Annotated in this window: 18 protein-coding genes and 2 riboswitches; of the genes, 8 read left to right on the forward strand and 10 right to left on the reverse strand. The window is 39.7% G+C overall.

All coding sequences use genetic code 11. The annotated features are described in order from the left end of the window. Window positions 1–16: 16 nt before the first annotated feature. On the reverse strand, window positions 17–1,933 hold the full coding sequence (locus BMZ31_RS17805) for an N-acetylmuramoyl-L-alanine amidase (RefSeq protein ID WP_090833288.1): 1,917 nt from the start codon (window positions 1,931–1,933) through the stop codon (window positions 17–19). A gap of 511 nt (window positions 1,934–2,444) precedes the next feature. Between BMZ31_RS17805 and BMZ31_RS17810 the strand changes: the two genes are divergently transcribed. Then, window positions 2,445–3,404 carry a CPBP family glutamic-type intramembrane protease gene (locus BMZ31_RS17810; RefSeq protein WP_090833289.1) on the forward strand — a complete coding sequence of 320 codons (960 nt, stop codon included), beginning with the start codon at window positions 2,445–2,447 and terminating at the stop codon, window positions 3,402–3,404. Between the two features lie 49 nt (window positions 3,405–3,453). On the opposite strand, the gene BMZ31_RS17815 is transcribed toward BMZ31_RS17810, so the two are convergent. Then, window positions 3,454–3,915, reverse strand: a complete 462-nt coding sequence (locus BMZ31_RS17815) for a hypothetical protein (protein ID WP_090833290.1) — start codon at window positions 3,913–3,915, stop codon at window positions 3,454–3,456. Between the two features lie 173 nt (window positions 3,916–4,088). Continuing rightward, the gene (locus tag BMZ31_RS17820) at window positions 4,089–5,387 is read right to left on the reverse strand and encodes an SGNH/GDSL hydrolase family protein (protein WP_139205975.1); all 1,299 of its coding nucleotides are present in this window, start codon (window positions 5,385–5,387) and stop codon (window positions 4,089–4,091) included. A 582-nt stretch (window positions 5,388–5,969) separates the two neighbouring features. On the opposite strand from BMZ31_RS17820, the gene BMZ31_RS17830 reads away from it, so the two are divergent. Both BMZ31_RS17830 and BMZ31_RS17835 read left to right on the forward strand, forming a co-directional pair. Next, on the forward strand, window positions 5,970–6,608 hold the full coding sequence (locus BMZ31_RS17830; RefSeq protein ID WP_090833292.1) for a 5-bromo-4-chloroindolyl phosphate hydrolysis family protein: 639 nt from the start codon (window positions 5,970–5,972) through the stop codon (window positions 6,606–6,608). Continuing rightward, a complete protein-coding gene (locus BMZ31_RS17835) occupies window positions 6,605–7,600 on the forward strand; it encodes a toxic anion resistance protein (protein ID WP_090833293.1) in 996 nt (331 codons plus the stop codon). The genes BMZ31_RS17830 and BMZ31_RS17835 overlap by 4 nt, the downstream gene beginning before the upstream one ends. 36 nt (window positions 7,601–7,636) lie before the next feature. Here the strand turns inward: BMZ31_RS17835 and BMZ31_RS17840 are convergent, their stop codons facing one another. Continuing rightward, a complete protein-coding gene (locus BMZ31_RS17840) occupies window positions 7,637–8,653 on the reverse strand; it encodes a S66 family peptidase (protein WP_090833294.1) in 1,017 nt (338 codons plus the stop codon). A 146-nt stretch (window positions 8,654–8,799) separates the two neighbouring features. Between BMZ31_RS17840 and BMZ31_RS20140 the strand changes: the two genes are divergently transcribed. Both BMZ31_RS20140 and BMZ31_RS17850 read left to right on the forward strand, forming a co-directional pair. Further along, window positions 8,800–9,042 carry a DUF3953 domain-containing protein gene (locus BMZ31_RS20140; RefSeq protein ID WP_139205976.1) on the forward strand — a complete coding sequence of 81 codons (243 nt, stop codon included), beginning with the start codon at window positions 8,800–8,802 and terminating at the stop codon, window positions 9,040–9,042. A 33-nt stretch (window positions 9,043–9,075) separates the two neighbouring features. Continuing rightward, the gene (locus BMZ31_RS17850) at window positions 9,076–9,291 is read left to right on the forward strand and encodes a helix-hairpin-helix domain-containing protein (protein ID WP_090833296.1); all 216 of its coding nucleotides are present in this window, start codon (window positions 9,076–9,078) and stop codon (window positions 9,289–9,291) included. Between the two features lie 293 nt (window positions 9,292–9,584). Here the strand turns inward: BMZ31_RS17850 and BMZ31_RS20490 are convergent, their stop codons facing one another. After that, window positions 9,585–9,722, reverse strand: a complete 138-nt coding sequence (locus tag BMZ31_RS20490) for a hypothetical protein (protein WP_175478171.1) — start codon at window positions 9,720–9,722, stop codon at window positions 9,585–9,587. A 23-nt stretch (window positions 9,723–9,745) separates the two neighbouring features. Then, window positions 9,746–9,830: riboswitch (cyclic di-GMP riboswitch) on the reverse strand. A 175-nt stretch (window positions 9,831–10,005) separates the two neighbouring features. Between BMZ31_RS20490 and BMZ31_RS17855 the strand changes: the two genes are divergently transcribed. Further along, window positions 10,006–11,946, forward strand: a complete 1,941-nt coding sequence (locus tag BMZ31_RS17855; RefSeq protein ID WP_090833297.1) for a glucosaminidase domain-containing protein — start codon at window positions 10,006–10,008, stop codon at window positions 11,944–11,946. A gap of 617 nt (window positions 11,947–12,563) precedes the next feature. Here BMZ31_RS17855 and BMZ31_RS17860 read toward each other — a convergent pair. Next, window positions 12,564–13,127, reverse strand: a complete 564-nt coding sequence (locus tag BMZ31_RS17860; protein ID WP_090833298.1) for a hypothetical protein — start codon at window positions 13,125–13,127, stop codon at window positions 12,564–12,566. Between the two features lie 268 nt (window positions 13,128–13,395). After that, a riboswitch (cyclic di-GMP riboswitch) is annotated at window positions 13,396–13,482 on the forward strand. 43 nt (window positions 13,483–13,525) lie between these two features. Between BMZ31_RS17860 and BMZ31_RS20500 the strand changes: the two genes are divergently transcribed. Then, on the forward strand, window positions 13,526–13,690 hold the full coding sequence (locus tag BMZ31_RS20500) for a hypothetical protein (protein WP_175478173.1): 165 nt from the start codon (window positions 13,526–13,528) through the stop codon (window positions 13,688–13,690). Window positions 13,691–13,727: 37 nt separating this feature from the next. On the opposite strand, the gene BMZ31_RS17865 is transcribed toward BMZ31_RS20500, so the two are convergent. The 4 genes from BMZ31_RS17865 to BMZ31_RS17880 all read right to left on the reverse strand — a co-directional run bounded on the left by BMZ31_RS17865 (window position 13,728) and on the right by BMZ31_RS17880 (window position 18,632). Next, complete coding sequence (locus tag BMZ31_RS17865; RefSeq protein ID WP_090833299.1) at window positions 13,728–14,420, reverse strand: sugar phosphate nucleotidyltransferase; 693 nt, start codon at window positions 14,418–14,420, stop codon at window positions 13,728–13,730. Then, window positions 14,362–15,387, reverse strand: a complete 1,026-nt coding sequence (locus BMZ31_RS17870; protein WP_090833300.1) for a DMT family transporter — start codon at window positions 15,385–15,387, stop codon at window positions 14,362–14,364. Before BMZ31_RS17870 ends, BMZ31_RS17865 begins: the two co-directional genes overlap by 59 nt. Beyond that, complete coding sequence (locus BMZ31_RS17875; protein ID WP_090833301.1) at window positions 15,374–17,254, reverse strand: NTP transferase domain-containing protein; 1,881 nt, start codon at window positions 17,252–17,254, stop codon at window positions 15,374–15,376. The genes BMZ31_RS17870 and BMZ31_RS17875 overlap by 14 nt, the downstream gene beginning before the upstream one ends. 196 nt (window positions 17,255–17,450) lie before the next feature. After that, window positions 17,451–18,632 carry a HupE/UreJ family protein gene (locus BMZ31_RS17880; protein ID WP_090833302.1) on the reverse strand — a complete coding sequence of 394 codons (1,182 nt, stop codon included), beginning with the start codon at window positions 18,630–18,632 and terminating at the stop codon, window positions 17,451–17,453. A gap of 305 nt (window positions 18,633–18,937) precedes the next feature. Here BMZ31_RS17880 and BMZ31_RS17885 point away from each other — a divergent pair, with 305 nt between their 5' ends. After that, on the forward strand, window positions 18,938–26,344 hold the full coding sequence (locus BMZ31_RS17885; RefSeq protein ID WP_090833303.1) for a DUF4350 domain-containing protein: 7,407 nt from the start codon (window positions 18,938–18,940) through the stop codon (window positions 26,342–26,344). Window positions 26,345–26,466 lie beyond the last annotated feature (122 nt).

The following is a 26,466-nucleotide window of genomic DNA, read 5'->3' on the forward strand; positions in this document are numbered from 1 at the left end:
ATTGTCTCCTTTTATTTTAGTCAATAAATAACATCAGACCATCGCGCAAGCCGTTTACTAATTTCGTTTGATAGCTGCTGCTTAAGAGGTTTGTCTGTTCAGTTGAGTTGGTGAGGAAACCAATTTCAACTAGGAGTGCAGGTGCCACATTTCCTCTAAGGACAGCGAAATCAGCTGTTTTGACACCGCGGCTGTAAGCGCCTGTTGTTTTGATGATTGAATTTTGAACGTCTGTTGCAAAAGTCTTGCTTTCAGCAGGCAGGATACCTGTGAAGGGATTATAGTATGTTTCAATTCCCTTTACGCTTGTATCGCCGGCACTGTTCACATGGATGGCGATAAATGCATCCGGATTGATGCTGTTTGAGAATGTTACGCGATTCGTTAAGGTAACAAACACGTCAGTGCTTCTTGTCATATGAATCTTTGCACCATGTTTTCTAAGCTGGTCCTTCAATTTAAGCGCGACGCTCAAATTGATGTTCTTCTCCATAAAGCCATTCACATATGCTCCACTGTCAGTACCGCCATGTCCAGCATCAATTACTACTACTTTGCCTTCAAGTTCTCTTGAAACGGGAATCCAAACACCGTTGGGTTCTATGTAGTATTCTTTGCCATCGACTGTTACCCAGCCTGTTTTCATGACACCATTGCCATCGGAGTAGTACCACTTGCCATCGACCTGGTACCAGCCCGTAAACATGATTCCTGATTTGTTAAGGTAGTACCACTTGCTGTTTAGACTTATCCAGCCAGTTTGCATAGCTCCACCTGAGTTTAAATAATACCAATGGCCGCCTTCAAGGAGCCAACCTTGCTGTCTTTCGCCGTCAGCGTTCAAATAGTACCATTTATAGTTTACATACACCCAGCCTGTTTTCATGACGCCATCTGTGCCCATGTAATACCATTTGCCATTGAGCTCGAACCAGTCGAGTTTTAGTTCGCCTTTGTCATTGGCATAATACTTTTGGTTGTTGATGGTGAACCAGCCACCCTTATATACAATACCTTCACTATTAAAATAGTATTTTTTATCAGCAATGCTGATTAGGCCAGTTTTCAAACTCCCATCTGTGCCAAAATAATAGGTTTTGTCTAGAAGAGTTAACCAACCAGTTTGCATTTTACCATTTGTATTTAAATAATATTTCTTGTCTTGTTGGGTGAACCAGCCTGTTTGAACGATACCTTGTCCATTGGCATAATACCAATAGCCGTCAACTTTCGCCCAACCGACTGCCAATGTTCCATCAGTCGTGAAGACATACTTTGTGCCAGAGATATCTGTGATCCCTTTTGCTGCTTCACCGCTGCTCTGAAAATAGTACTTTTTATCATTTTGAGCATGCCATAAGTTTGTTTGCTTAACTCCCGCATTGTTAAAAAGATAGAGTTTGGTGCCGACAGCATACATGCCTATCGTTCTTTCACCGGAACTTTTCAAGTAGTACCAAGAAGTTCCGAGTTGCAGCCAACCTGTTTTCATGGAACCGCTTGTGTCCATATAATAATATTTTCCACCATCGGCTATCCAACCAGTCAGCATGATTCCAGAAGAATTCAGGAAGTACCATTTATATTGATAGTAAAGCCAACCGGTCTGTCTTTCACCACTGGCTTTCATGTAGTACCACTTATTGTCGACCTTGATCCAGCCTGTCGTCATGGCACCGCTTGAATCCATGTAATACCACTTATTATCAGCTTGGACCCAACCTGTTACCATGGCACCTTTGGAGTCCATGTAATACCATTCGTTGTTGTACTTAACCCAGCCTGTAACGATTGTATTGTTTTGATAGTAATACCAGGTTCCATTGACCTGTTTCCATCCGCTAATATCAGCAGCGGAGGAGTGTGAGGCGTTAGCCCCCAAGCCTATCAGAAGAAAGGCTATTAATGAGAGAAATATTAACTTATGTTTCAACTTAAGCTGTCCTTTCTGTAAAAAAAATGATTTTTCCCAGGAATAATGAGAGATTTGCTAGACGTAACACTATGAAAAATGGCCGTGACCTTTACCGTTATGTCGAAAAGAAATAAGTTTGTCTAAAAATGACCTCACCACCCAATTATTACTATATCGATCATAAACGGTAACTGTAAGAGTGAGAAGTGCTGATAATACTATATAGACGGCGTTTTCATGAAATGTTGAAAGGTCTATTATACTTTATTTTATAAGTTAAGAGGGCCTATTTTCCTGTCAAAAATTATAAAATACTAACAAAAAGTAACAAAATTCTACACGCGAAAATGATAGAATAAAAGGAAATGAAAGGGGCTGACGTATTGACTAGAAAACAGAAGTGGATTTTGGCGTGTGGATTGTTTCTTCTGATTATCAATGGTGTCGGTCTATATGCCTCCTGGCTTGTCAGTCCATAAACAAGAAACGTCGCGAAGTCTAATTGGATTTTTAAAGAGTCGTGATATCGGTGAAAAACCAATTTCCTATTGAACGGAGAATGATCTTGATCGTATCCAAATTAACTCAGCATCTTACGAAAAAGCTTTTGTTCGCTCTCCTTATCATTACGATTGGAACGGAAGCCATTTTATATATGAGCCGATTTAGCAGTTTTATGACGACGGTCTATGAGGGAGTGCTCATTGCTTCGTTTTTCGTAGGATTGAAATTGCATCGTATGCTAAGAGATGACAGGAAGCCACCATTGACGAAACTGCAACTTATTCAACAGTTTGCAAAGGTTTATTTGATTTTTTCTATTGGAAGCTCCGTTTTCAATGTTTTTTCCGTCATTGCATTTGATGATTTTAGTACGGAATATGATGAAACCGTCGAAGAATATGCGGATTCGATTTCTGTTTTTGGAGAAGAGTTATCAGCAGGGGAATACGGGGATGAAGTGCCAGCTTTTTTTCAATGGATCGATTATATTGGATATGACTTTTATTCGAACACATTGGCTGGTTTGGAAGAAGTTTATCGATTAGGTTACATGATCTTATTCTTGTTGATATTCAAGAAGGTTTTTCCAAAGCGATTTGAAGGGGAAACTGACAGAGGATCAACTGACATTTTCCTTATGTTTGCGTTGTTCCTAAGTTCGATTCTTTTCGGATTTAGCCATACATTTGATTTTGAATATGAGTGGGGTTACACAATTGGATCGGCGGTCACGTATACGAATCTTGGATTCTTATTTGGAGTTTTGTTACTTTGGACAAGGAATCTTTGGCTGCTCGTCATTGTTCATTCTGTTTATGATATCACCGCCACGCTCAGTAACTACTATTATGAGAATACCTCGATCCTGTTTGATGGTCTCATGATTCTTACTTATGTGGGTTTAGCAATAGTCGGCTCACAAATGAAACCACCCTCCACCATTGAAAGCGAGATGAAGGACGAGGCTCAAGAATCCGCTATTTAAAACAAAAATGAACTCGTCAAGGACGGGTTCATTTTTGTTTTAGCATACGTTACTTGTAATCCCATAGAATCCTCATTTCGTCTTTATACTTTACTACATATACTTCCTGTTGGAAGCTGAATTTACCGTATTTACCTCGATACGTTTGAAGCACATTCATTTTGTAAGCTATTTTAAAAGGTTTTCCGCCTTCTTCTGCTATCCAATCTTCATATGTCTCGACGTCACTAATCGTATAAGTAAAAGTTTCTGTACCAAAATGCCCCATAAATACATGAACACGGTCTTGAATGAAACTTGTCTTAGGAAATCTCGTCTGCATAAACGGATGCAGGAGTTCCCAAGAATCAGAGAATTTCCCATTCTTTTCATAAGAATAGAACTTATCAACTACCAGCTTTGCTTCTCTTTCAGGTGAAAACATATGCCTGCAAGAAACAATTATCAGACAAACGATAAGGAATAATAATAATAAAGGTACGACCGCAGGAATGGTCCTTCTTTTGCGCATGTATCACACCGCCCAATGATGTCCTATATGCCATAGTATGTTGAAGACGAAGGACTTATGCGGATGAGCAGGGGAGTGTCAAGATGAGGATTGTTTTTTTTGAAGTATAGCCGAAATTAAGAAAAGAGGTGCCGAGCATCCTGAAATAGAATGTTCGGCTCCTCTTAATTTGATTATTTAATCCAAGCTCCGTCTTTACCTAGTTTGTAGCCTTGAATCGTTGTGCTATAGGCCATGCTGCCATCCTTGTATAAGTAATACCATTTACCGTTCACAAGCTGCCAGCCAGTTTTCATGGCTCCGTCTTTCCCAAGAAGGTACCATTTGCCTTTATCTAATAACCAGCCCGTCTTCATGGCACCAGACTTTAAATCAAGGAAGTACCATTTGCCTTTATCAAGTACCCAACCCGTTTTCATCGCGCCAGATTTCACATCGAGGAAGTACCATTTGCCTTTATCGAGTATCCAGCCAGTTTTCATGGCACCAGCCTTCTCGAGGAAGTACCACTTGCCTTTATCGAGTACCCAACCAGTCTTCATGACACCAGACTTCTCTAAGAAGTACCATTTGTTATTCCACTTTTTCCAGCCTGTTTGCATGATGCCTTCTGTACTGAATAGATACCACTTGCCTTCCACTTGATACCAGCCTGTTACAGGATCACCATTTTCATCTAAGTAATACGTATGACCATCCCATGTTACCCAACCTGTTTCTGGTACAGGATTATAACCATCTAATGCTTCATTGGCAACATCAGCCAACACTTGATGACCTAAAACGTTTGGATGAACATCCATCGGCAGGATGTATTCTGCCTGTTTGCCATCAAAAGCAGTAAATGCATCTGCTAATACTGAGCCCGTATCAACGCTGATAGGTGCGTAAACCATGTTGTTAACCATTCCCATGATTTGTTGACCTACGACATGATATGAATTGATAGTTGGATTTTCACTTGGTCCAAATGGATTGTACATATTGTAAAGAACAACAGGTGCATCCGTTTGTTCGTGGACTTCTGCGATAATCGCATTGATATTTTGGGCTAAAGTGAGAGCCGCATCTTGGACTTTTTGCTGCATTTCCGCTGTTGGAGTCGCAGGTTGACCATTTTTAATAAGCTCTCCGATTCCTGTTGCTTGGAGCAAATCATTGCCGCCGATATTCAATGTCACGACATCGGCTTGCTGTAGAGCAAAATCAACTTCTGGCGTCATTGCCACTGTTTGCAGTAACTGTGTAGATGTCCAGCCAGGAAAACTGACATTTGTTACATTGTTGTCGCCTATACCAATCAAATACGGAAAAGCCTTTGATCGGTCATCTAGCTTCCAGCCGTATGTAATAGAATCACCTAGTGCGACTACGTTGAGCTTTTCATCTGATGTCTCATCCGCAAACGCAAAGGATGAGAAGATTGAACTTACAAGGAAAACCATGCATAATGTGAGAAACAACCGCTTCATTTTCAAATAAATCCCCCTCTAGTAAAATATAACCATTTAATAGTATGAATCCATCGTACCTTATAGACTATTAATTTTATAGATTTTTCACTCGACGGATTTCGAGGGTGAGATATTTTGCCCATCTAAGTCGCAAGTCTTAGAGGCTTGTCAGTACCACGGCGGTAGAAAGTCATCGTGTTTTCGTGTATGTTTAAATAACATATAGAATGAAACATTTATTAGAGTCATCCGTATGAATAGAAAGCGTTAAAGTCCTGCCTTTTACTGGAGAAAGACCACTAGATATTTATGTTTGACTCCTTTCCCAGACTTGGTTGCAATTTAAGGGTGAGTTGATTTCCACTCCAGGATGCTCGCTTTCCGCGGGGCGGGCGGTGAGCCTCCTCAGCGCTAATCGCGCCTGCGGGGTCTCACCTGTCCCGCTGCTCCCGCAGGAGTCTCGCACCTTCCGTTCCAATCAAACACTTTTTCAACGAGTTGCTATTCATAACCTATCTGAAAAACAACAATCTTTTAGAAAAGAGTCTTAATTTTACACATGCATATTTTAAAAAATCGAACAGTCAGGAGTCGATAAGAATGAATTCCTTTTTCGCTTATTTTTTGCGAATATTTATAGCACTACCTACTTCAGCCACAGTTTGGCTTATTAGTTATTTTGGGTTTGATCAAACGATGCTGCTTTCCACTGTCTTTTCGATTGTGGGCGGTTTTTTAGCCTATAAAATTACGTCGTTCTTCACTACGAAAAGTTTCCTGAAAAAGCATGGACTTACTCGGAGGGAATATCGTTATATAAATAGAAATCTTTCCGAAGCAAGGAAGAAAATCGGACGTTTGAACAAAGCTCTTTTTTCCATCAGAAAGATCTCATTCTTTAGGCAAAGCCTTGATCTTCTGCGTACTTCAAAAAAAATTCTTAAATTGATCAAAAGTGAGCCGAAAAGATTTTATCAAGGTGAGCAATTTTTCTATTCGCATTTGGATTCGGTCGTTGAACTAACGGAGAAATACGTTTTACTTTCTTCCCAATCCCAGAAAAATACGGAGATCAATGAAGCCCTTACGGAAACGCGCAGAACGTTAAATGATTTATCACGCACACTTGAGCAGGATTTGTATGACGTTCTTTCTAATGATGTTGATACATTAAACTATGAGCTGGATGTTGCCAAACATTCCGTGAAAACCATTGATGATACCAGGAGATTGAGATGAACAGAGACATGCAGGAGCGAAGCGAGGATATGATGGAAATCCTCTCCGATGGAGCTATTAGTAAAAAGGAAGAAGATATTTTATTGGAGAAGTTGCCTATAGAGAGCAAGCAAAAAGCTTCCCGACTCATGGAGGCCATTAACCCTGCTGATTCACAACTCATCGCATCGTATGGTATTCAAGCTCAAGAAAAGCTTGTAGCTTTTTCTAATTTGATGCTTGAACAAGCACAGCGCCGAAATGCCGGAGAAACAGGCGGGACCATCGCTGAGTTGGTGAAGATGTTTCATACGATTCATCCCGATGACTTGAGGGCTGAGAAGCCTTCCTTTTTTGCGCGGATTTTTGGAAAGACGGCATCATCCGTTCATGAAACGGTCTCCAAGTTTCAGAAAACAGCCGTCCAGATTGATCGAGTAGTCGTAAAGCTTGAACGTAACAAGAACGTACTTTTTTCAGACACCTTGATGCTTGATAAGCTTTATCACAACAACAAAGAATACTTTCATGATCTTAATGTGTATATTGCGGCAGGAGAAGCGAAGTTAACCGAACTGCGAAAAGCGTTGGCAAATCAAGAGTACTTGGGAGAACGGGACCGTGGAGAATTCGATCAAAGGGAAGAGGAAGATTTGGCCCATTTCACCGAACTTCTGGAAAAACGCATTTATGATTTGAAAATAAGTCGGGAAGTCACGTTGCAAAATGCGCTTCAAATCAGGCTGATACAAAGGACAAATAGGGACTTGATCGAAAAAATTCAGTCTTCCATTTTTACGGCGATTCCTGTTTGGAAAAACCAGTTAGCCATTGCCCTTTCGCTGCTTCGTCAAAAGAATGCGGCACGTACCCAACAGAGGTTGACGGAAGCAGAAAAACAATTCCCTCAAAGCATTGGGGAAGGAATAGATTTTCAAGACCTCAAGCAAACACACGAAGGAATTGTCATTGAGCTTGAAGAAACATTAAGGACGATTGAGGACAAAAAATAAGAGCCATTTCGGCTCTTATTTTTGTATATAAGAATCTTAAGGTCTGAAGTATTGTGCAACGATGCCTTTACCGTCGTCTACTTCAACTTCGGCATATGCTCCATTGATCAAAGTGATTTGTGGTGGTTGGTGGCCACAATCAATATCGTAAACAATTGGAATTCCAAATTCATCAGAAAGATCTTTGTAAACATCAAGCACGGTATAGTCTTCGACCGGGTGATTGGCACTGCTGCGGCCAAACATGATGCCAGAACAATGATCAAACCATCCCGCGTATTTCATTTGTACCAACGATCTTTTTAAATCGGTTGTGTTCAATTCGCAATTTTCAAAGTACCATAAAACCGGTTCACCTAGAATCATATGCTTCTGGAATCTTCGTACATCGCCAAAAGGGGTTCCTATCAAATGCCTGATGATATCTATACAACCACCAAGTAGGCGTCCTTGCAACTTTACTTTCTTATTCGAGACCGTCTTCCATTCTGTTTCTTCCGTTAGGTGAAATACCCATGGAGTTGGATTTGCATGCTGCCATTCCTTTTGGTAGTTCGTTGATGAACGCTGGAGAACAGTGGCCCCCTCATTCGTCGTTAAGACGGAAAGCCAAAAAGCAGTCGTTTCATCCCACGACTCGCCTCTTAAATCTACAAAGTTAGTTCCGTGAGCAGTAGCTACACCTGTTTTTAACGTCATAGCCAATAACAATGCGCTTACATCTGAATATCCTAAAACCCATTTATCTGTAATTGAATTAAAATCAATACCTTCTAGCATTTCTATGAGTAGCTCTCCGCCCCAAGGAGGGGTAATGAGGTCAATTGAATCATTGCCCATCATTTCATTAAACTCTTCTGCCCGTTGAGCTGCAGAAGAAGATTTTGCTTTTTCTTGCGTCCAAACGGTGTCACCAAAGACGACGTTAAATCCTTTCTCCTTCAAACGATCGCTTGCAAGATGAAGTAAATCGTGGAGCTCCGGTTGCACTCCAGAGGAAGGGGCGGTAACTCCTATCGTTGAACCCGCTTTTAAGATTGGATATTTAATCATATGGCATCACTCCTTTGAAAAAGGTATTCCGCAAAGATGCTTATATTCCTTCTTTTTTGGAGAGGGTTTTTTTCTATTTAAAGGCTACTTTGGAAGGGAGGAACGAGGCATGGGGAGAATGTATTACAAGAGTAGTAAGAAATGAGGTGATTGTAATTTTAAATATACATAGGGTAGTATTTGCATCAGTTGCATTCGTATTATCTATATACGGACTTATGACGAGTGATAACGCAATCATTCCTATCATCCTTTTCTCACTTTCGGCCATGGCGTTCGTGGCGGGTTTATCTGAATTTAAAAAAGCAAGAAAGCGGATGGCCATCTTATTATTTTTAACATCGGCCTTTACGATTTTCGTATTGATACAAAATTTAGTTTTAAGATGATAAAAAACAATAATTAAGTAAGGAGAGTGTCTTATGTCTCACAACGAACGTGTGAAGGGCATTGATTTGCCGACGGGTTTAGCGAAACCGGCACTTCGCGCACTTCATGGCGCAGGGATTTTTACCCTTGAACAATTTACTGACCATGCCGAGGCGGATATCATGCAATTGCACGGGATGGGTCCTAAGGCAATGGAAAGAATCCGCCTTAGTTTAACGGAAAAGGGACTTTCGTTCCGTAAATCATAGATCGTATAAGGGTGACTATAGTATGGAATATTTCGCTGAAAAGCTAAACGAACTGTGCAAAGAAGCAATCGAGGAAAAAATGAAAATAATCGCTGTAGGTGACTGATGTTTGTGTAGCCGCCGTAAGAAGCCTAATAACCGCCGTTAAACTCAAAACAACCGTCGTTAGATTCCAAAAAACCGCCATTAAATCACGCTAAGGCTAAGAAAGCAATTACCATAAAACGTAAAAAAGCCCTGGCTACTCAGCCAGGGTTTTAAATATAGAGACCACACAACGTGCGGTAAGAACCTTATATTTGGTTAGCAAGGATGCTAACTAATGCACTAATTACCATTGATAATGCAATAAATGAAGCATAAAGAAGGCTCTTGTTTCTTTGTTTCTTTCTTAGCATTTCTTCAGGTGTAACGTAATAACTTCTTGACATCAAATCTTTCCCCTTTACATTTTGATGGTAGCTGGCTGGCTTTGTACATAGACAGAAGCCCCTATAGCTTTGCGTCATCACTTTTCAGCGATTTTGCCCTAGTAAGTTATATATCGGTCTTATAAATAAATATTTTAACGTTTTTTGTCGTAAATTGACAGGTTTATTTATCTATTTTTAACATTTCATTTCCAAATCTATGTATTTACAGAAAAATGGAAGACGACTTGTCGAAATGTGATAATATAGAATCAATGATTGATAGTTTAGGAGAGTGACATGTTTGAAGGGGAAATGGACAAAAAGATTGGCAATAAGCTTTTTAGGTTTGTCATTATTGAATCCAATCAGTCAAGTATGGGCGAGTGAACTGAATGGAAATGAAACTGCAACAAGTGATTCAACTGCATTTGTTGATTCTGCATTGTTAGAAAGTGCGAAAACAGATACTCAAAAAAGCGAAACGGCAACAGCTGACATCACTTCTGAACAGAATTCAGAAACAAGCACTACGGCTAAAACTGAAACATCAGAGGTTATTTTACAAGAAGAAGCTCCTGTTCAAAGCATTGAAGAGGCTGCTGAAGAAAATTCCGGTAGCCTTACGGACGTAAAGGTAGAGGTCCAAAATATTGTTGTTCCAGCTAGCAGTACGAATACAAAATATGTTACAGCAGTGGAATTGCCATTGTATAAAACCTTTAAAGGCTTGAGCGATTCGAATTTCCATCAGGATCCTGTGTATGGAAGAAGCGGGGAATTCTTAAAGTATAAAGATGTTGTCGTCATCTTAAACGAGCAAGATTATGCAGTGGAAGTTAAAACAGAAGATGGCAGTAAAACAGGTTGGATTCATAAAGATTATTTAAGTGAAAATATCATCGACCGTACATGGCTTTTGAAGGAATGGCGCAACCTAAGACAAGGACCAGGTACGTCGTATCCAATGGTCAATGTTAATGGCGTCGATGTGAAAATTCCGGACAACTCAAAAGTACTTGTCTTGGATTACCAAGCAGAATCTAACTACTACTTTGTGCAAACAGAAGAGGGCGTTCAAGGTTGGGTTTATGGTTTGTATATCGATTCAAAAACAGATGAAGCCATGAACTTTGGGAATAACTTGATTCAATACGAATTTGAAAAAGAAAATGCTGTAACGAATAAAATTACCATTTTCACCCCTTTAAATTCAGTTGCGAATATTACAGCTGGAGAGATTAATAGATACATTGCATACAAGACTGGCGCCGACAAGACCCGCCTTATTGCTGGGATGGGCGAAGCTTACCTTGAAGCTCAAAAGGTGAGCGGCTTGAACGCCATTTATCTACTTGCCCATTCAGCACTAGAAACAGGCTGGGGTAAATCAAAAATCGTTAATGATAAATACAATTTTTACGGTATCGGAGCTTTTGATAGCGATCCTTACGGCATGGCCTATGATTTTAGTACCCCTAAGAATGGAATCATTTCGGGGGCAATTTGGATTAATAATGGCTATATCAATCGTGATGAGCAAACAAATGTAAGTTATAACATCATTCAACCGACGTTGGATAATATGAGATACAACAGCAACTTCCATCAGTATGCGACTGATGAGGCATGGGCAGTTAAAGTTGCTACGATTGCTCAGGATTTCTACCAATATACTTTTAAGAATGGGGAAACTCTTAAAGTTGGCTGGTATCAAGATGGTGGAACTAAGTACTTGTTTGATCAGACTGGTAGAATGAAAACGGGCTGGTACAGCGAAGCGGGAAAACGTTATTTCTTTGAATTAAGCGGTTCTATGAAAAGAGGATGGCTGCTGGATCAAGGGAAATGGTACTACTTCACGCCTGAAACAGGAATCATGAAAACAGGCTGGCAACTCGTAAAAGGCAAATGGTATTTCCTTAATCCTAAAGGAGACATGAGAACAGGCTGGTTTTACTCTGGCGGCAAGTGGTACTACTTGACACCAAGTTCAGGAATTATGCATACAGGCTGGTTGCTTGATAAAAACAAGTGGTATTATATGAACTCTAATGGTTCCATGAAAACGGGCTGGTTATCTTATGGCGGCAAATGGTATCACTTGAGCTCAAGTGGCGCAATGGATAAAGGATGGAAGTATATCGGTGGGAAATGGTATTTCTTCTACAACAGCGGTATCATGGCAGCTAATACGACAATCGGTGGTTATAGACTAGGAGCCAATGGTGCCTGGATTCGATAAGTAGATGAAGAAGCCTGTCCTATTATTAGGGCAGGTTTTTTGTTTTGGTTAAAAAGGGAATAAATCTCTGAGAAAGGGAAAAAAGTGGAGATTAAAGGAATAAAATTTTTGAAGAGGGAAAAAATCACTAGAACGAGGGAAAATATTTCAAATAGAGGGAAATTAACTATTCCCGTCAAGCTGTGACCGCGTGCAAGCGGCAAGGCTACCAGGCAGGTGGCAGCCGTACCGGGTTTTGCAACTGCTGAATTAAGTGAAAATCCGTTTTCTTGGTTTCTTCCATACTTTAATGTATGTATAGCCTTCTTTACACCTAAAAATCTTGATACCGAACAGCTTGAGAGGGGTGAAAACTTCTTTCATGTGCAAAAGTGGCATTTTCCATCCTCCTAAGTTTTAATATTTAGCTTCCGTTTGTGCCTAACGATCGCTCTTATATGGTTATGTCCATGTTACCTTAATAAAGAACCTATTTAAAGAAAATGTTCTCGATAGAAAACGACGTAATCTAACAAAATAGGACACAAAATAAAAAAATCCCAACCTCGTCTATTTTCTAGACAAGATTGGGAAATTAATTATGATTTGATTGATTTTAAGGCGCACCTTGCACTTCTCTAGTAATTATCAATCAATGGTTCACCGTAAGTATTTTGGATTGTTATGTAGATTGGTTCCCCTTCAAATACTCCTGATTCCATCAATATGTTTGGAATGTCATTTTCCATTTGAGAGAGTAGAGATGCAGCCGAACTGCTATCAATTTCAGCTGTGACAAGAAATTCGTGGAAATCATTTTCGGGACGCTCGATATTGAAAATATATCCGCCACTTGCATCTACGTAATCATTCATGACTTGATAATATAGTTCCAAATCATCTGTATCTGACTCAAAATCAGAGTAGTCTTCCATCGGTTCGCTTTCTTCTTCCTCAACGTAAGTCTCTTCAACAGGTGCTTCCTCAGAGACGGTCTCCTCTACAACAGTTTCCTCGACCGGTATTGTAGCAGCCTCTTCTTCCGTGCTTTCAGCAGTTTCTTCAACTACTTCCTCTGTTGCCACTTCTTCGTTTTCTGTTGTTTCTTGATCTTCAGATGGTTCTTCCGTCATATTTCCCATACAGGCAGAAAATCCAAACAATAGAAATAAACCTATCACAACACCTATTATTTTTTTCATGCTGATTCTCCTTGATGTGTATTTCACTAATATCATATCGGAAACTGGATCGTTTTTGTAAAGTAAAAATAGGAAAAAACACCGAGTTTACCACCTTAAAAAATGGGGAAAATTCGAACTAGTGTATGAGGGGTATTTTATGAACATAGATATTACCAAGAGGTACACGTAAAAAAATTCATTTATTTTCCAACTTATAGGTCTTAATACCCTTTTATTGGCAGGCGTGTTTACATATATTTGATATAGAGATATGTAACACATAAATCGTACGAAATGGCAAAATCATTGAAAGATGATGACGCAAAACTATAGGGGCTAAGGTTTCAAGAAACTAAGCCAGCCAGTTTCCGAATACGGACTCCTGCGGTTTATGGAAAATTAAAGGAGGTAATAGCGTGTTAAATTTCATTCTTAAAGGTAAATATGTTTGGCATGTTGCACTGAAAAGGTATAACGAGGTACTGATCGAAGACTGTCTTTGTCAGGAAATTAGGTCCAAGTTACATGAAAAAGTGCATTACCATCAATATAAAGCATTTGATCTTAGTGGAAAATTATAAATGAAAAAGAGGCTGTCCCAGTGGGCAGCCTCTTTTTTTAGATTTTCTGTTTCAAAATATCTTCGACTTGCTCCAAATCAGCGACGCTATCAATTTCAAACGTGTCTGTTGTCGCTAGTTTTTTCAGATAGATTTTCATATCAGAAATATTTTGTTTTACGATCTCGTCCCAATATAAGTCCTTAAAATCTCCGGATTCTATCACTTCGGTTAGTTTCTCAACGATGAACTTTCCATCTTCTTCATTCCAGTAAGAAATTCCAGATAGAATATGCTTATTTTGACCGTCAGCCACTTCAACCGAAGTCACTAGGCCTTCACTGTTGGCGTTGACAATCCATTCTCCTTTAAAGTCCTCACTCAATTTAGAGAAGTAGGTGGAGGCTTTTGGCGAAGCATCCAGAACATTGTTATTCATGAATACATCGCCTTCTAAAGTATAAGCATCCGGTAAAAGGTCTCTTACCAAGTACATGGTGTAAATATTGTTGTATTCAGCGTATTTATCGTTATGAACGAGATGAACACCGTACTTTTCTTTGAGATAGTTAAACTCCTCGTGTAAATATCCAGTGACAATGTGAATGTCCATGATTCCTTTATCTAAAAGGAACTCAATTTGTCTTTCAATCATTGGTACACCAAGTACTTTTACTAAGGCTTTAGGTGTGTTATTTGTTAAGGGACGTAAGCGGGTCCCCATTCCTGCTGCTAGAATGATTGCTTTCATCGTTTATCTTCGAACCTTTCTCTGATGGCTTTTTCTTATCTTCCATTACTGTTAAGATTGAACCTGCCATAATCATAACCGCGAATAAGAAGTTTTTGAGAGTGAAATCTCCTCCCAAAATGATTATATCAATTAAGATCGCCCATGCGGCATAAGAAATATTTAATCCCATTGCTCTAACAGGTCCAAGAAGTTTGATTGCCTGGTAGTAGAATACGTAAGAAAGCGTACCTGCCAATGCAATTAGACCGATGAACCAGAATGTTGAAGATGATGCAACTTTAGCTGTTAAGTCATGTCCAACAAAAATTGGAATGATCAACGCACCAAAGATAGCAGCTGAAGTAAGCTGACGAATCATAAGCGCTTCTAATGGACTAACTACGTCGTCCTTCATTCCGTAAGCAGAAATAACGGATTCCATACCCCACCCAAAGATACAAAGCAAGATGTAGATAAGACCGATTGATACTGTCGTACTTGAGAATAAGTCACCTGAATAGCTTAATGCTGTGATAAAAATAATACTTGTGAGCAAACCTGCCCAGTTTTTTAATGATAATCTGTCTTTAAGAATCAAGAATGCAAAGAATGCACCTACTGCAGGGAATACAGAAGAAATAGAAGCTGTGAAAGATGCTCCGATTTCTTGAACCGATAATACGTAGAACGTCATGCCGACTGGTCCGCCAAGCGTAGCTGCTAAAACAACCCACCAACCGCTTTTCGTTTTGAACTTACTGAAAGCCGTTCCTAATTCTCCTCTTACACCCATTAGTATCATCATCCAAAGGGCAGAGAATGCATCGTGCAGGAATGTGCTCAATAGTGGAGCTGCAAGAGCGATTTCTGCGAAATCCATAAATGTTGTTGAAGCTAAAACAATTCCAATTAAGATTGTGTCAATCGCCCATGTCAGACCAGACGCTAATCCGATGGACACACCTTTTACGTTAAATTTTTGCACTTTGCTCAATCTCCTTAAAGTATTTATTGTATTCTTTCAGATTCGCTTGCGCACGAGTGAAACGGTTGAAAGCATAAAGACCGAATTCTTCGCCGCCAGCTTCTTTCATTAAAGCCCAAATTGTCCAAAGGAAATCGAGGAAAATCTTGTTCATCAGTACGTGACGTCGATTTTCAACCGTAACCTTACCATCGAAGTAGTGGATTAAGAACAGCGTTTCTTCTGCTGTCGATAATTCCGCTTCAATGATATAAGCAGCAATGTCCCATAATGGATCATTCATGCCTGAGAACTCCCAGTCAATAAGGTACATCTTGTCTTCGCCGCTTTTTACAAAGTTTTCAGCAAGCGGGTCATTATGACATGGAGTAAGCTTTACATTTAAAGACTTATAGTAATCCTCAAGAGCAAGGACTTGTTGCTTTACTTCTTCATGTCCATCGAACAGTTTACCGTTGAGGTCGGCGAGAATTGTTTCATACTCTGTGATCTTCTCGAAAACGTCAAAGCGATCTTTCATGATGGCATCAGAATGGTGCAGCTTTCTGAAGGTCGACGCAACAAGGATCAGATTATCTTCGCGTTTTCCCGTTTTACCATTTAGAGTTTCAGCATTTGGAATGTACTTCACAATTTTCAAACCTGTATCTTCGTTAAAATAAAGGGTCTCAGGATTAATGCCAATCTGACTCGTTAACTCCGAATTGTATTTTTCGTAGTTTCGACGGATATATGCTTCAGTACCTTTACCGGGTACGCGAACTGCATATTCTTCACCATCAATGGTCATTTTAAAATTACGGTTTGTTAAACCGCCAAGCGCAGAAATGTTAGAGATTTTATCGATGCTGATATCAAGAACGTCCCCAATCATTGACTTTAGTTCGCGCTCCCTGAAATCTGCTTCTTTTCTCTTTAACATCGGGTAAAACTTATCCTTCACTTTAAGGTAGTGCTCTTTGTTATCGATTTCCGACCAGATCAAGTCAGCAATACGTAAATAACCAACATCGAACTTGCGTGAAACATCTAATAACATGTATTCGTAATTCAAATATGGATTTTTATTGTCTTCGAAGATAGCGATCATTTCTTTGTATACATCGTGAGAAATCTTCGTAACACCGATCATTTCACCATCAATTCGGTTTAATTGATGAATATCTTTTGTGATGTTATAAAGGTAATGATTGCGAATTTCAACAAATGCTTCATCGCCTGATCCGCTTTCCTTTGTAAGAAGGACGCAGTCTCTTTCTTCGTGGTTCAGAAGTTGCTCGATCGCATTCTCTTCTATTAAAATATCATCTTCTATTAAAATGAAGTCGTCAGAAATATGCTCCGCAACGGATGCTAGGGAAGACATACTGCCTGTCCAAAGAAACTTAGGATTCTCCACTAGTACTACATTTTTCTCTTTTAAGCTCTCAAGTTGTTCAAACGCTTCCTTTTTGTAGCCTGTAACAATGATGAACTTCTCGATTCCATTCGCTTCAAGAATATTCATGTTTCTTTCAATGGCTGTTGTCTCGTCAATTTCTAAAAGTCCAGCGGGTCTGTCGAAATCTGACTTTTCACCAGCAGCAAGAATAACAGCCTGCTTGATGATCTTTTTTTCTTTATTGTGGAGTGTCATTTTTGTCTCATGCATGTTGTCTAGTTCCTTTTTAAGAAATTCTCTGCCTTTTTCAGTGATAGTATAATGAAAGATTTTTCCTGCTTTTTCTATATTGATGAAATCATCTTTGGCAAGTTGATTTAATGTATAATTCACTTTTCCGATTGAAATCTGGCACAGCTTTGCCAGCATTTTTTGACTGATTTCAGGTTGCTTGGAAAGGGCATCTAATATAGGAAATATATTCATAGATAAATAACCTACCTTTCTACCGTTCAATATTTGAACGGGTTTATCATATCAGCTTCCAAATGGATTGTAAAGAAAATGTTAACGGTAATTAGACAAAATATGACAGTGTTTTTATACTGCAATAACTGTCCGCTCGAATTTTTATTTTTGCATTAAAAAATACCTCCGTGATTTCACGAAGGTATTTGAGGCTTTAAGTTAAGAAAAGTCGTTCAAACAGCCAGAATGCTCCAAAAAGGATGATCAAAATCGAAATATATTTTTTAAATTTATTCGAGTAATCCTGGCGATGTATATATGAAAGAACTGGCAGAATCAAAATGACGATCGCTAGTTGGACAAGCTCGATTCCAATGTTAAAGCTGAATAGCGCTGAGGCTAGGTGTGATTTAGGGATATTCATTTCTTTCAAGATGTTGGCAAAGCCAAGACCGTGAATTAAACCGAAAAGGAAAGTTAATCCCCAACGATGACGGATTTCTTTTCTGAACAGGTTTTCAGCTGCCACATAACAAATACTAAACGCGATTACCGCTTCGACGAATCGAGATGGAAGATCTACGATTCCTAAAACAGCAAGGCTGATGGTAATACTATGTGCAATGGTAAAGGAAGTAACGATGGCTGCGTACTGTTTGAAAGACTGTTTCCAAACGAGTAGAGCCAATAAGAATAGTAAATGATCATAACCTGTTAAAATATGCAACATGCCTAATTTTAAGAAGGAAGTCCAGCTAGAGACATATTTGGTTTCTTTTACAGGAGCCACTTCTTCAGTGGTTGTTCCCGTTGCGCCTTCCTGTTGTTCTTGTTGAATTTCCGTTAAAAGAAGAGTCCAAGTTCGATTATCTCCTTGCAAAACGGCTTCACTCTTTTCACCTCTATTAGAAGAAGTGATTAAATTTATATAATTTGTGTCATTGTCGTTTACATAAAAACCATCGGTCAGACTAAACGTATCTCCAGGTAAGAAAGCTGGGAAAGTCACAGTAAGCGAAACAAATTCTTTGTCTTCTTTCTTCACTATCTGAAGTTTTTCGATCGTTGCTTCTTGTTCTTCGTTTGCCTTATCAATTGCCACAGACTCCGTCAATAATTCTTCGATATGGGCTTTTTCTTTTTTTAATTCCTTCTTTTCTAAGATACCGTTTTCATTTATATCTACCTCAGGCAGCAATTCAATAAGAGATAAAGTATCTATTGAAAAAACTACTTTTGTTTGATCATCAGAAAATTGAATGTCTGTAAAACTAGCACTATATGCATGGGCACTTGCTGTTTGCGGAATAAAGAAGGCTAGAGTGACCATGAAACAAAGTAGTTTAAAAACCAATTTTTTTTGAAAGAGGATTTTGATAGATTTTTTTGCCGTCATTAAAATTTTTCCTCCTATAAAAAGTACATGCTGTACAAACTTTTTTAGAATAACTTTTTATGATAAATTTGGAAACCCTTACTTACTGTAACAAGTTTGTCGAAAAAAGAAAACTAGTTTTTATATGGTCGAAATTACCATTCGGAAATGTAGGCTGAATTTACTATTTTATTTAAAATTTTCATATCTTTCAGTGTGATAATTTTGTAGAATTATAGAGGATAAATAATTTGAATAATGAAGGAAGGGACGCTGAGAAATTATTTGTTCTCAAGTTTTACATACATAAAAGGAGGTTTTAATGAATGAGGAAAGCAATAAAAAAGAACTACAAGCGCTTAACTAGTATGTTCTTAACCGCGCTACTTTTAGTAGGCACAGTCCTGCCGTCTAGTATGGTCGGGAAAGTAAGCGCTGCCAAAGCTGATCATATTGTGATCAGTCAGGTATTTGGTGGTGGGGGAAATAGTGGAGCTCCTTATAATAAGGATTTCGTTGAGTTATACAATCCTACTGATCAGCCAGTCTCAGTGGAAGGGTGGACTTTTCAGTATGCATCAAATACTGGAGCATGGAGCGGGTCTACTAAATTAGCAGGTACAATTCCTGCACATGGTTTCTACCTGATTACACAAGCAGGTGGCTCCGTCGGGGTGGAACTTCCGACAGCGGATGCATCAGGTACTATTACTATGTCTGGAACGAATGGGAAAGTAAGGATTATTGATAATGCTGAAACTCCAAATGTAATAGACTTTGTAGGTTTTGGTTCAGCAACCACTTTTGAAGGCTCCGGTCCAACAAAAGCATTATCAAATACTACAAGTGCTCAACGTAGACCATACGCTAACGTCAATCCTTCTCCAGGAAATGGGAACGCATGGGATACAGATGATAACGTTTCAGATTTCTTTGTAGGTAATGTAACTAAACCAAGAAATACTGCAAGTCCTGCTGAAGCTCCAATGGAGTCAAATGTAAGTTTGCAGGCAATTGGTAACAAAATGCAATTTACACAGCAAGATACTACTGTGAAATTAACTGGAACGGTTGGTGCAGCTCCAACTACGTCTGTTATTAAAGTCTATGAAAGCGCTGCTAAAGGAACTACGCTGGCAACGAAAACAGTTGCTGAAGATGGATCTTTTTCATTGGAATTCACTTCTCAAACAGCATTAACATCTCTTTATGTTTCGGCAACACAAGAAGGTAAAGAAGAAAGTGATGCGATTGAGATTGCATTGGCAAAACCAAGCAATTCTATCGTACAAGATAAATTGAGCTATAGCGTTGATAAAGATGGTAAAGGTACATTGATTGGAAGCCCTGGTGCAGGGGTGGCTAAGTCCATTATTAATGTCTACCCAAATGAATCTGCTGTTCAAACAGAAAGATTAAACACTACACAAGAAGAAGTTTTAGGAACGGGTGCTTTTTCGGCGATTACTTTTGACAACGCTCCTAATACTGTTTATGTGACACAACAAAGTAATACTAGCAAGGGAATCATGTTAGAAAGTGTTCCTGTTTCTGTAACAAAAGCAGATACAGATACTGTCACGCCTTTAAATGAAGTAAAAGCAACGGATGACAGGGGAATCCTGAAAAACCTTAATGGATTCTTCACAATCGAAGGTATCGTGACAATTCAAAACGGAATTCTTGGTACTCAGAAAAACAATTTCTACATCCAAGACGCAACTGGCGGAATCAACGTTTTCGGAAGTTACGATTCAGGTTTGACTGTTCAACGTGGCGACAAGTTGAAAGTTACAGGTAAGGTCATCGTTTACAACGGGATGACAGAATTTGAACCTTCCATTATTACTAAAATCGATGAAGGCAACGCCCTTCCTATTGCTAAGGATATTTCAATTCTTGATTTGAACACATTCACTGTTGCTGAACCTCTTGAAGGCAGCTTGGTGAAAGTAAGTGGGAAAATATCGGCAGTAGCCGTAACAGGTACAAACTACAACGTTACTATTGTTGATGAAAATAATAAAACTACTACTCTTAGGGTCATGGAGAAAACAGGTATTAAACCTGATACAGATCTTGTTATTGGAAAAAGTTATGCTGTAACAGGAATTGTTGGTCAGTATACAACAAATGCAACACATGTTAATGGATATCAAGTTTTCCCACGTGATGTGAAGGATATTTCTGCTCAACTTAGCTTAGAGCATACTGCTATTACACAAGCGTATGAAGATGCAAACATTGAGTTTGTTGCAACAGCAAGCGGAGCAGAGTCTGTTACTCTTTACTATCGCGCTCTTGGAACGACAGATTACACAGCAGTAACAATGACTGCAAGCAGCGAAGGTCGCTATACATCGGTCCTTAACGCAAGTGCTGTTCCAGGCGGGTTCGAGTATTATATCGAAGCGAAGGCTGGAGAAAAACTAGTAAACTCTGGTTCAAAAGAAGCTCCACATGCTGTCAGCGTTATTGCTGATAAAGAAGGACCAAGATTTTTCGGAGAAACGCCTGTTGGTGGTTCTAAGAGTGAAAGTCCGCGTCCGGAGATTTCTATTTTAGTAGAAGATCCAAGCGGAGTTGATGAAACATCAATCAAAGTTGAATTTGATGGTTCTGAGATCGACTATACTAAAGCTTCGATCAGTAAGAGCCAAATCAAATTCACACCAGAAAATGACCTTGAACTTAAAGTTCACACAATTAAAGTAACGGCAAAAGATGTAAAGAATAACGAAACGGTATATGAGTGGGCATTTGAATCTGTTCCGCGTTTTACAGGCGGAAACCATTACCGTGGTACAACTCATAACCACACAAACATCTCACATGATGGTGCTGGTACACCAGAAGATGCATTAAAAGCTGGTAAAAAGTACAATTACGATTGGTTTGCTTTCTCTGACCACTCACACGATATCGATCCAACATTATTAGGTCAAGATACAGTTGACCATAAAGGAATGCAGGAACGTAAGGGTGGAGCAGATTGGCAAACAACAAAGGATTTAGCTACACAATATACAAAGAATGGTGATTACGTAGTATTCCCAGCATTTGAAATGACTTCAACAACGTGGGGACACTCAAATATTTTTGGTTCAGAGAACTTTATCGACCGAAATATTAATGGTAAGCAATATCAAGATTTGAATAATTATTATGCTTGGGTTATGACATACGACGATATCGTCGGACAATTTAACCACCCTGATATGTCAAAAGATGCATTCAATAACTTTAAACCTTACAACCAAGGTGTGGACAAATTGTTCACGATGCTTGAAGTAGGTAATGGTTCAGGTCACTATGGCTATGCGAATGCTGAAAAGAAATTCTTCTCTGTGCTTGATTTAGGATGGCACGTAGCACCAACATACGGTGAAGATAACCATGAAGGTACTTGGGGACAAACAAGAGCTCGTACAGTAATCGTTGCTGACGATTTATCTCAGGAATCACTTCTTCACTCTATGCGCAACATGCGTGTTTACATGGTTGAAGATCCAAACTTCACATTAGATGTTTTAGCGAACGGCTATTATATGGGATCAACTGTAGACAGCAAGGATCTAAAGTTCAAAATCTCTGGAAGCGACTTAGTAGCAGAATCACCTAGCATGGAAGATTACAACTATCTTCCAAGTTCATATAAGTCGGATGACAAGATTGCGAAAGTTGAATTGATTTCAAACGGCGGTACTGTCGTTGATTCAATCACTCCGAACACAACAGATTTCACTTGGGAGCCAAGCTACAAAGTTACTGGCGGACAACAATGGTTCGTTGTAAAAGTAACTCAAGCTGACGGCGAGCAAATGTACTCTGCACCAATCTGGTCTAAAGAAGAAGCGGTTGATGTAAAAGTGAACGGAATCGACGTTGTCGGTGACGTGATCATCGAAGGCAACCCTGCAACAATTAAGGCCAACGTAAGCAACAATGGAACTCAAGAAGTAAAGAATCTTAAAGTGGACCTTTACTACGATGAAGTGAAAGAAGCAAGTTTAATCGGAACTAGCAATCTTTCATCTATCGTGTCAAAAGGTGTTGGAACAGCAACGTTTACATGGAACAGCCCGATTAAAGGCGACCATAAGTTGATCGCTGTTGTTACTTCATTAGACAATCTGGACTTGGGTGACACGAAGTTTACCCTTCCTGTAGAAGTGAAAGAACCACTGGGCATTAAAGTATTAATCGATGCTAAGCATAACAACGAAAATACAAGCACGGATGGCGGAACTTACGCTAATAACCTTAAGTCATTCACTACTCTTCTTCAAAAAGAAGGCTATACAGTATCTGAAAACAAAGAAGTTATTACGGATGCCGTTTTAAGTGCAATTCAAGTTTTAGTTATCACACATCCAAAAGCAGTCTTTACTGCAGAAGAAAAAGCTGCGATTGCTAAGTTTGTGAAAAATGGCGGTTCATTATTAATGGCAGGTAAGAGCAATAACAGTACTGATCCTACCGTAAATAACGACATGCTAAGTGATATTGGAACAGCGATTCGAATGGGTAATGACGGCGTATTCGATGATAGCAAGGAAGGGAACTTCTGGAGCGATCCTAAAGTAAGTCCTTTCGCAGTAAGACTACACCCTGGATTAGTTTCCAACTATATTACAGACCGTGTATCTTTCATTGATTATTACAGTGGAACAAGTTTATCTGGAGCAAACAATCAGCCACTTACTGAAAGTGGAAAGGTTGTCATCCTTGCAAAAGGTAATGAGACGACTTACCAAGGTAATATCAAAACTGGCGGATACACTTATGATGCAGTTTCCGATACAACAGGCGGATCTCAAATTCCGATGATCGCATCTGAAGAAATTGGTGAAAAAGGCCGTATCATCGTATCTGGAATGAACATCTTCAACGATAAGCAAATCGATGAGTCATATGAGCCGAAAGGCAATGACGAGTTCTCATTAAATGCCATCAACTGGTTGGCACATCGTGAAACGAAAATCACTTCAATCGGTGATGCTCGTAAACTTGCAGAAGAAACTGAAACGGTAATTGAAGGAACAGTTACAACTGGAGCAGGCGTCTTCTTTGACGCATTCTACTTGCAAGATGAAACTGGCGGAATCATGGCATTCCAAGAAGTTCCTGCTGGTTCAATCAAACCAGGTGACAAAGTACGTGTATATGGTCACATCATTTCTTTCGACAACAACAAAGAGATTGAATTTGGAAAGTTTGAAAATGATGTCATCATCCTTAGCAAAAATGGTGACCCGATTCAGCCTAAACTAGTTGAAACAGGTCAAGCAACATCAACAGAAAACCAAGGATTGCTTGTAAAAGTAAAAGGTAAGGTCGTATCTAAATTCGACGACAACTCTTATGTCATCAATGACGGATCTGGTGATACACTTGTGTTCACTGATGGTTACATCGTGAATCAAAGCGGACCAGTTCCAGTATTGAAAAAAGGCGACACTTTAGAAGCAGTTGGATTATCCGGTTCATTTGCTCAAGGTGAACGTATTCGTGTAAGAGATACAAAAGAATTAATTGGAACAGATACTTCTGCTCCAGATGCACCAACGGTAAATGCAATAAGTGAAAATGATATGGTTATTACGGGAACAGCGGAAGCAGGTTCAACAGTAATAGCAACTGTGAATGGCACTGAAATCGGCCGTACAACAGCTGATGCAGAAGGCAAATTCACAATGGACATCGCAAAGCAAGCAGTAGGAGTGAAAATTGTTGTTACTGCAACAGATGCTCTTGAACATGTGGGTGAAGCAACGGAGGTAGTTGTAGCTGATGCGACAGCACCAACAGCACCATCGGTAAATGCAGTTACGGATGCAGATGGAGTTCTTACAGGAACAGCGGAAGCAGGATCAACTGTAGTAGCAACTGTAAATGGTACTGAAATCGGCCGTGCAACAGCTGATGCAGAAGGCAAGTTCACAATGGACATTGCGAAGCAAGCAGCAGGCACAAAGATTTCTGTAACAGCAGAAGATACAACTAAAAATGTAAGTGGCGTAACGGAAGTTGTCGTAACTGATGCGACAGCACCAGCAGCACCAACAGTCAATGCAGTTACGGACGCAGATGTAGTTCTTACAGGAACAGCAGAAGCAGGTTCAACAGTAGTAGCATCTGTAAATGGTACTGAAATCGGCCGTACAACAGCTGATGCAGAAGGCAAGTTCATAATGGACATTGCGAAGCAAGTAGCAGGCGCGAAGATTTCTGTAACAGCAGAAGATACTTCTGAAAATGTAAGTGGCGTGACGGAAGTTGTCGTAACTGATGCGACAGCCCCAGCAGCCCCAACAGTCAATGCAGTAACTGACGCAGATGTAGTTCTTACAGGAACAGCGGAAGCAGGTTCAACTGTAGTAGCAACTGTAAATGGTACTGAAATCGGCCGTGCAACAGCTGATGCAGAAGGCAAGTTCACAATGGACATTGCGAAGCAAGTAGCAGGCACAAAGATTTCTGTAACAGCAGAAGATACGACTAAAAATGTAAGTGGCGTAACGGAAGTTGTCGTAACTGATGCGACAGCACCTGTAGCACCAACAGTCAATGTAGTTACGGATGCAGATGTAGTTCTTACAGGAACTTCAGAAGCAGGTTCAATAGTAGTAGCATCTGTAAATGGTACTGAAATCGGCCGTACAACAGCTGATGCAGAAGGCAAGTTCACAATGGACATTGCGAAGCAAGTAGCAGGCGCGAAGATTTCTGTAACAGCAGAAGATACTTCTGAAAATGTAAGTGGCGTGAGGGAAGTTGTCGTAACTGATGCGACAGCCCCAGCAGCCCCAACAGTCAATGCAGTAACTGACGCAGATGTAGTTCTTACAGGAACAGCAGAAGCAGGTTCAACAGTAGTAGCAACTGTAAATGGCACAGAAATTGGCAGCGTAACAGCTGATCCAGAAGGCAAGTTCACAATGGACATTGCGAAGCAAGCAGCAGGCGCGAAGATTTCTGTAACAGCAGAAGATGCTTCTGAAAATGTAAGTAGCTCAACGCAAGTAACAGTCACAGCAAAAGTCATCCTTAAACATGGATGGGTAAAAGAAGATGGGAAATGGTTCTTCTATGACGAAAAAGGTCAGCGTAAAACTGGCTGGTTACAAGACGGAGCTAAGTGGTATTACTTAGATCAAGATGGTGCTATGAAAGAGAATACTTGGATTCAAGGTAAGGGAACTTGGTATTACGTAAATGCCAAGGGAGAAATGGTTACCAATGAATGGGTACAATCTTCTGGCAAATGGTATTACTTCGGAACTGACGGTAAAATGACAGTCGATGCATGGGTTTCAAGTAAAGGTAAATGGTATTACTTCGGAAGCGACGGTAAGATGTTAACCAATGCTTGGCAATTAAGCAAAGGCAAGTGGTTCTACCTTGGAAGCGATGGTAAAATGCTAACGAATGCTTGGGTTTCAAGCAAAGGTAAATGGTTCTACCTTGGAAGCAAAGGTGAAATGGTCGTTTCTAATTGGGTTTACTCCGGTGGAAAGTGGTACTTCATGAACGCTAAAGGCGAGATGATGACTTCTTCATGGTTATTCAACGGAGGCAGCTGGTACTACATGGACAGTAAAGGTGTCATGAAAACTGGCTGGTTCTACATTGGAGGAAAATGGTACTACTTCTACGCAAATGGTAAAATGGCTGCCAATACAACGATCCAAGGTTACAAGCTTGGAGCAAATGGAGCTAGAATTAAATAATGTTAACATTGGAAAAGGCCTTTTCGACTCGAAAAGGCCTTTTTTAATTTTGGCTATGTAAAAGTACATTGTTGATTTTTGCACTTTGTTGATTGAAGCGGAGGGGCTTGACCCCGCAGGAG

Origin of the sequence: Bacillus sp. cl95 (assembly GCF_900115925.1) — a bacterium.
In the GTDB taxonomy this organism is placed as follows: Bacteria; Bacillota; Bacilli; order Bacillales; family Cytobacillaceae; genus Neobacillus_A.

Bases quoted from the DNA above. Each gene is read 5' to 3' on its own strand.
- BMZ31_RS17815 (WP_090833290.1), bottom strand. From the start codon at position 3,915: ATGCGCAAAAGAAGGACCATTCCTGCGGTCGTACCTTTATTATTATTA.
- BMZ31_RS17820 (WP_139205975.1), bottom strand. From the start codon at position 5,387: ATGAAGCGGTTGTTTCTCACATTATGCATGGTTTTCCTTGTAAGTTCA.
- BMZ31_RS17830 (WP_090833292.1), top strand. From the start codon at position 5,970: ATGAATTCCTTTTTCGCTTATTTTTTGCGAATATTTATAGCACTACCT.
- BMZ31_RS17835 (WP_090833293.1), top strand. From the start codon at position 6,605: ATGAACAGAGACATGCAGGAGCGAAGCGAGGATATGATGGAAATCCTC.
- BMZ31_RS17840 (WP_090833294.1), bottom strand. From the start codon at position 8,653: ATGATTAAATATCCAATCTTAAAAGCGGGTTCAACGATAGGAGTTACC.
- BMZ31_RS17850 (WP_090833296.1), top strand. From the start codon at position 9,076: ATGTCTCACAACGAACGTGTGAAGGGCATTGATTTGCCGACGGGTTTA.
- BMZ31_RS20490 (WP_175478171.1), bottom strand. From the start codon at position 9,722: ATGTCAAGAAGTTATTACGTTACACCTGAAGAAATGCTAAGAAAGAAA.
- BMZ31_RS17860 (WP_090833298.1), bottom strand. From the start codon at position 13,127: ATGAAAAAAATAATAGGTGTTGTGATAGGTTTATTTCTATTGTTTGGA.
- BMZ31_RS17865 (WP_090833299.1), bottom strand. From the start codon at position 14,420: ATGAAAGCAATCATTCTAGCAGCAGGAATGGGGACCCGCTTACGTCCC.
- BMZ31_RS17875 (WP_090833301.1), bottom strand. From the start codon at position 17,254: ATGAATATATTTCCTATATTAGATGCCCTTTCCAAGCAACCTGAAATC.
- BMZ31_RS17880 (WP_090833302.1), bottom strand. From the start codon at position 18,632: ATGACGGCAAAAAAATCTATCAAAATCCTCTTTCAAAAAAAATTGGTT.
- BMZ31_RS17885 (WP_090833303.1), top strand. From the start codon at position 18,938: ATGAGGAAAGCAATAAAAAAGAACTACAAGCGCTTAACTAGTATGTTC.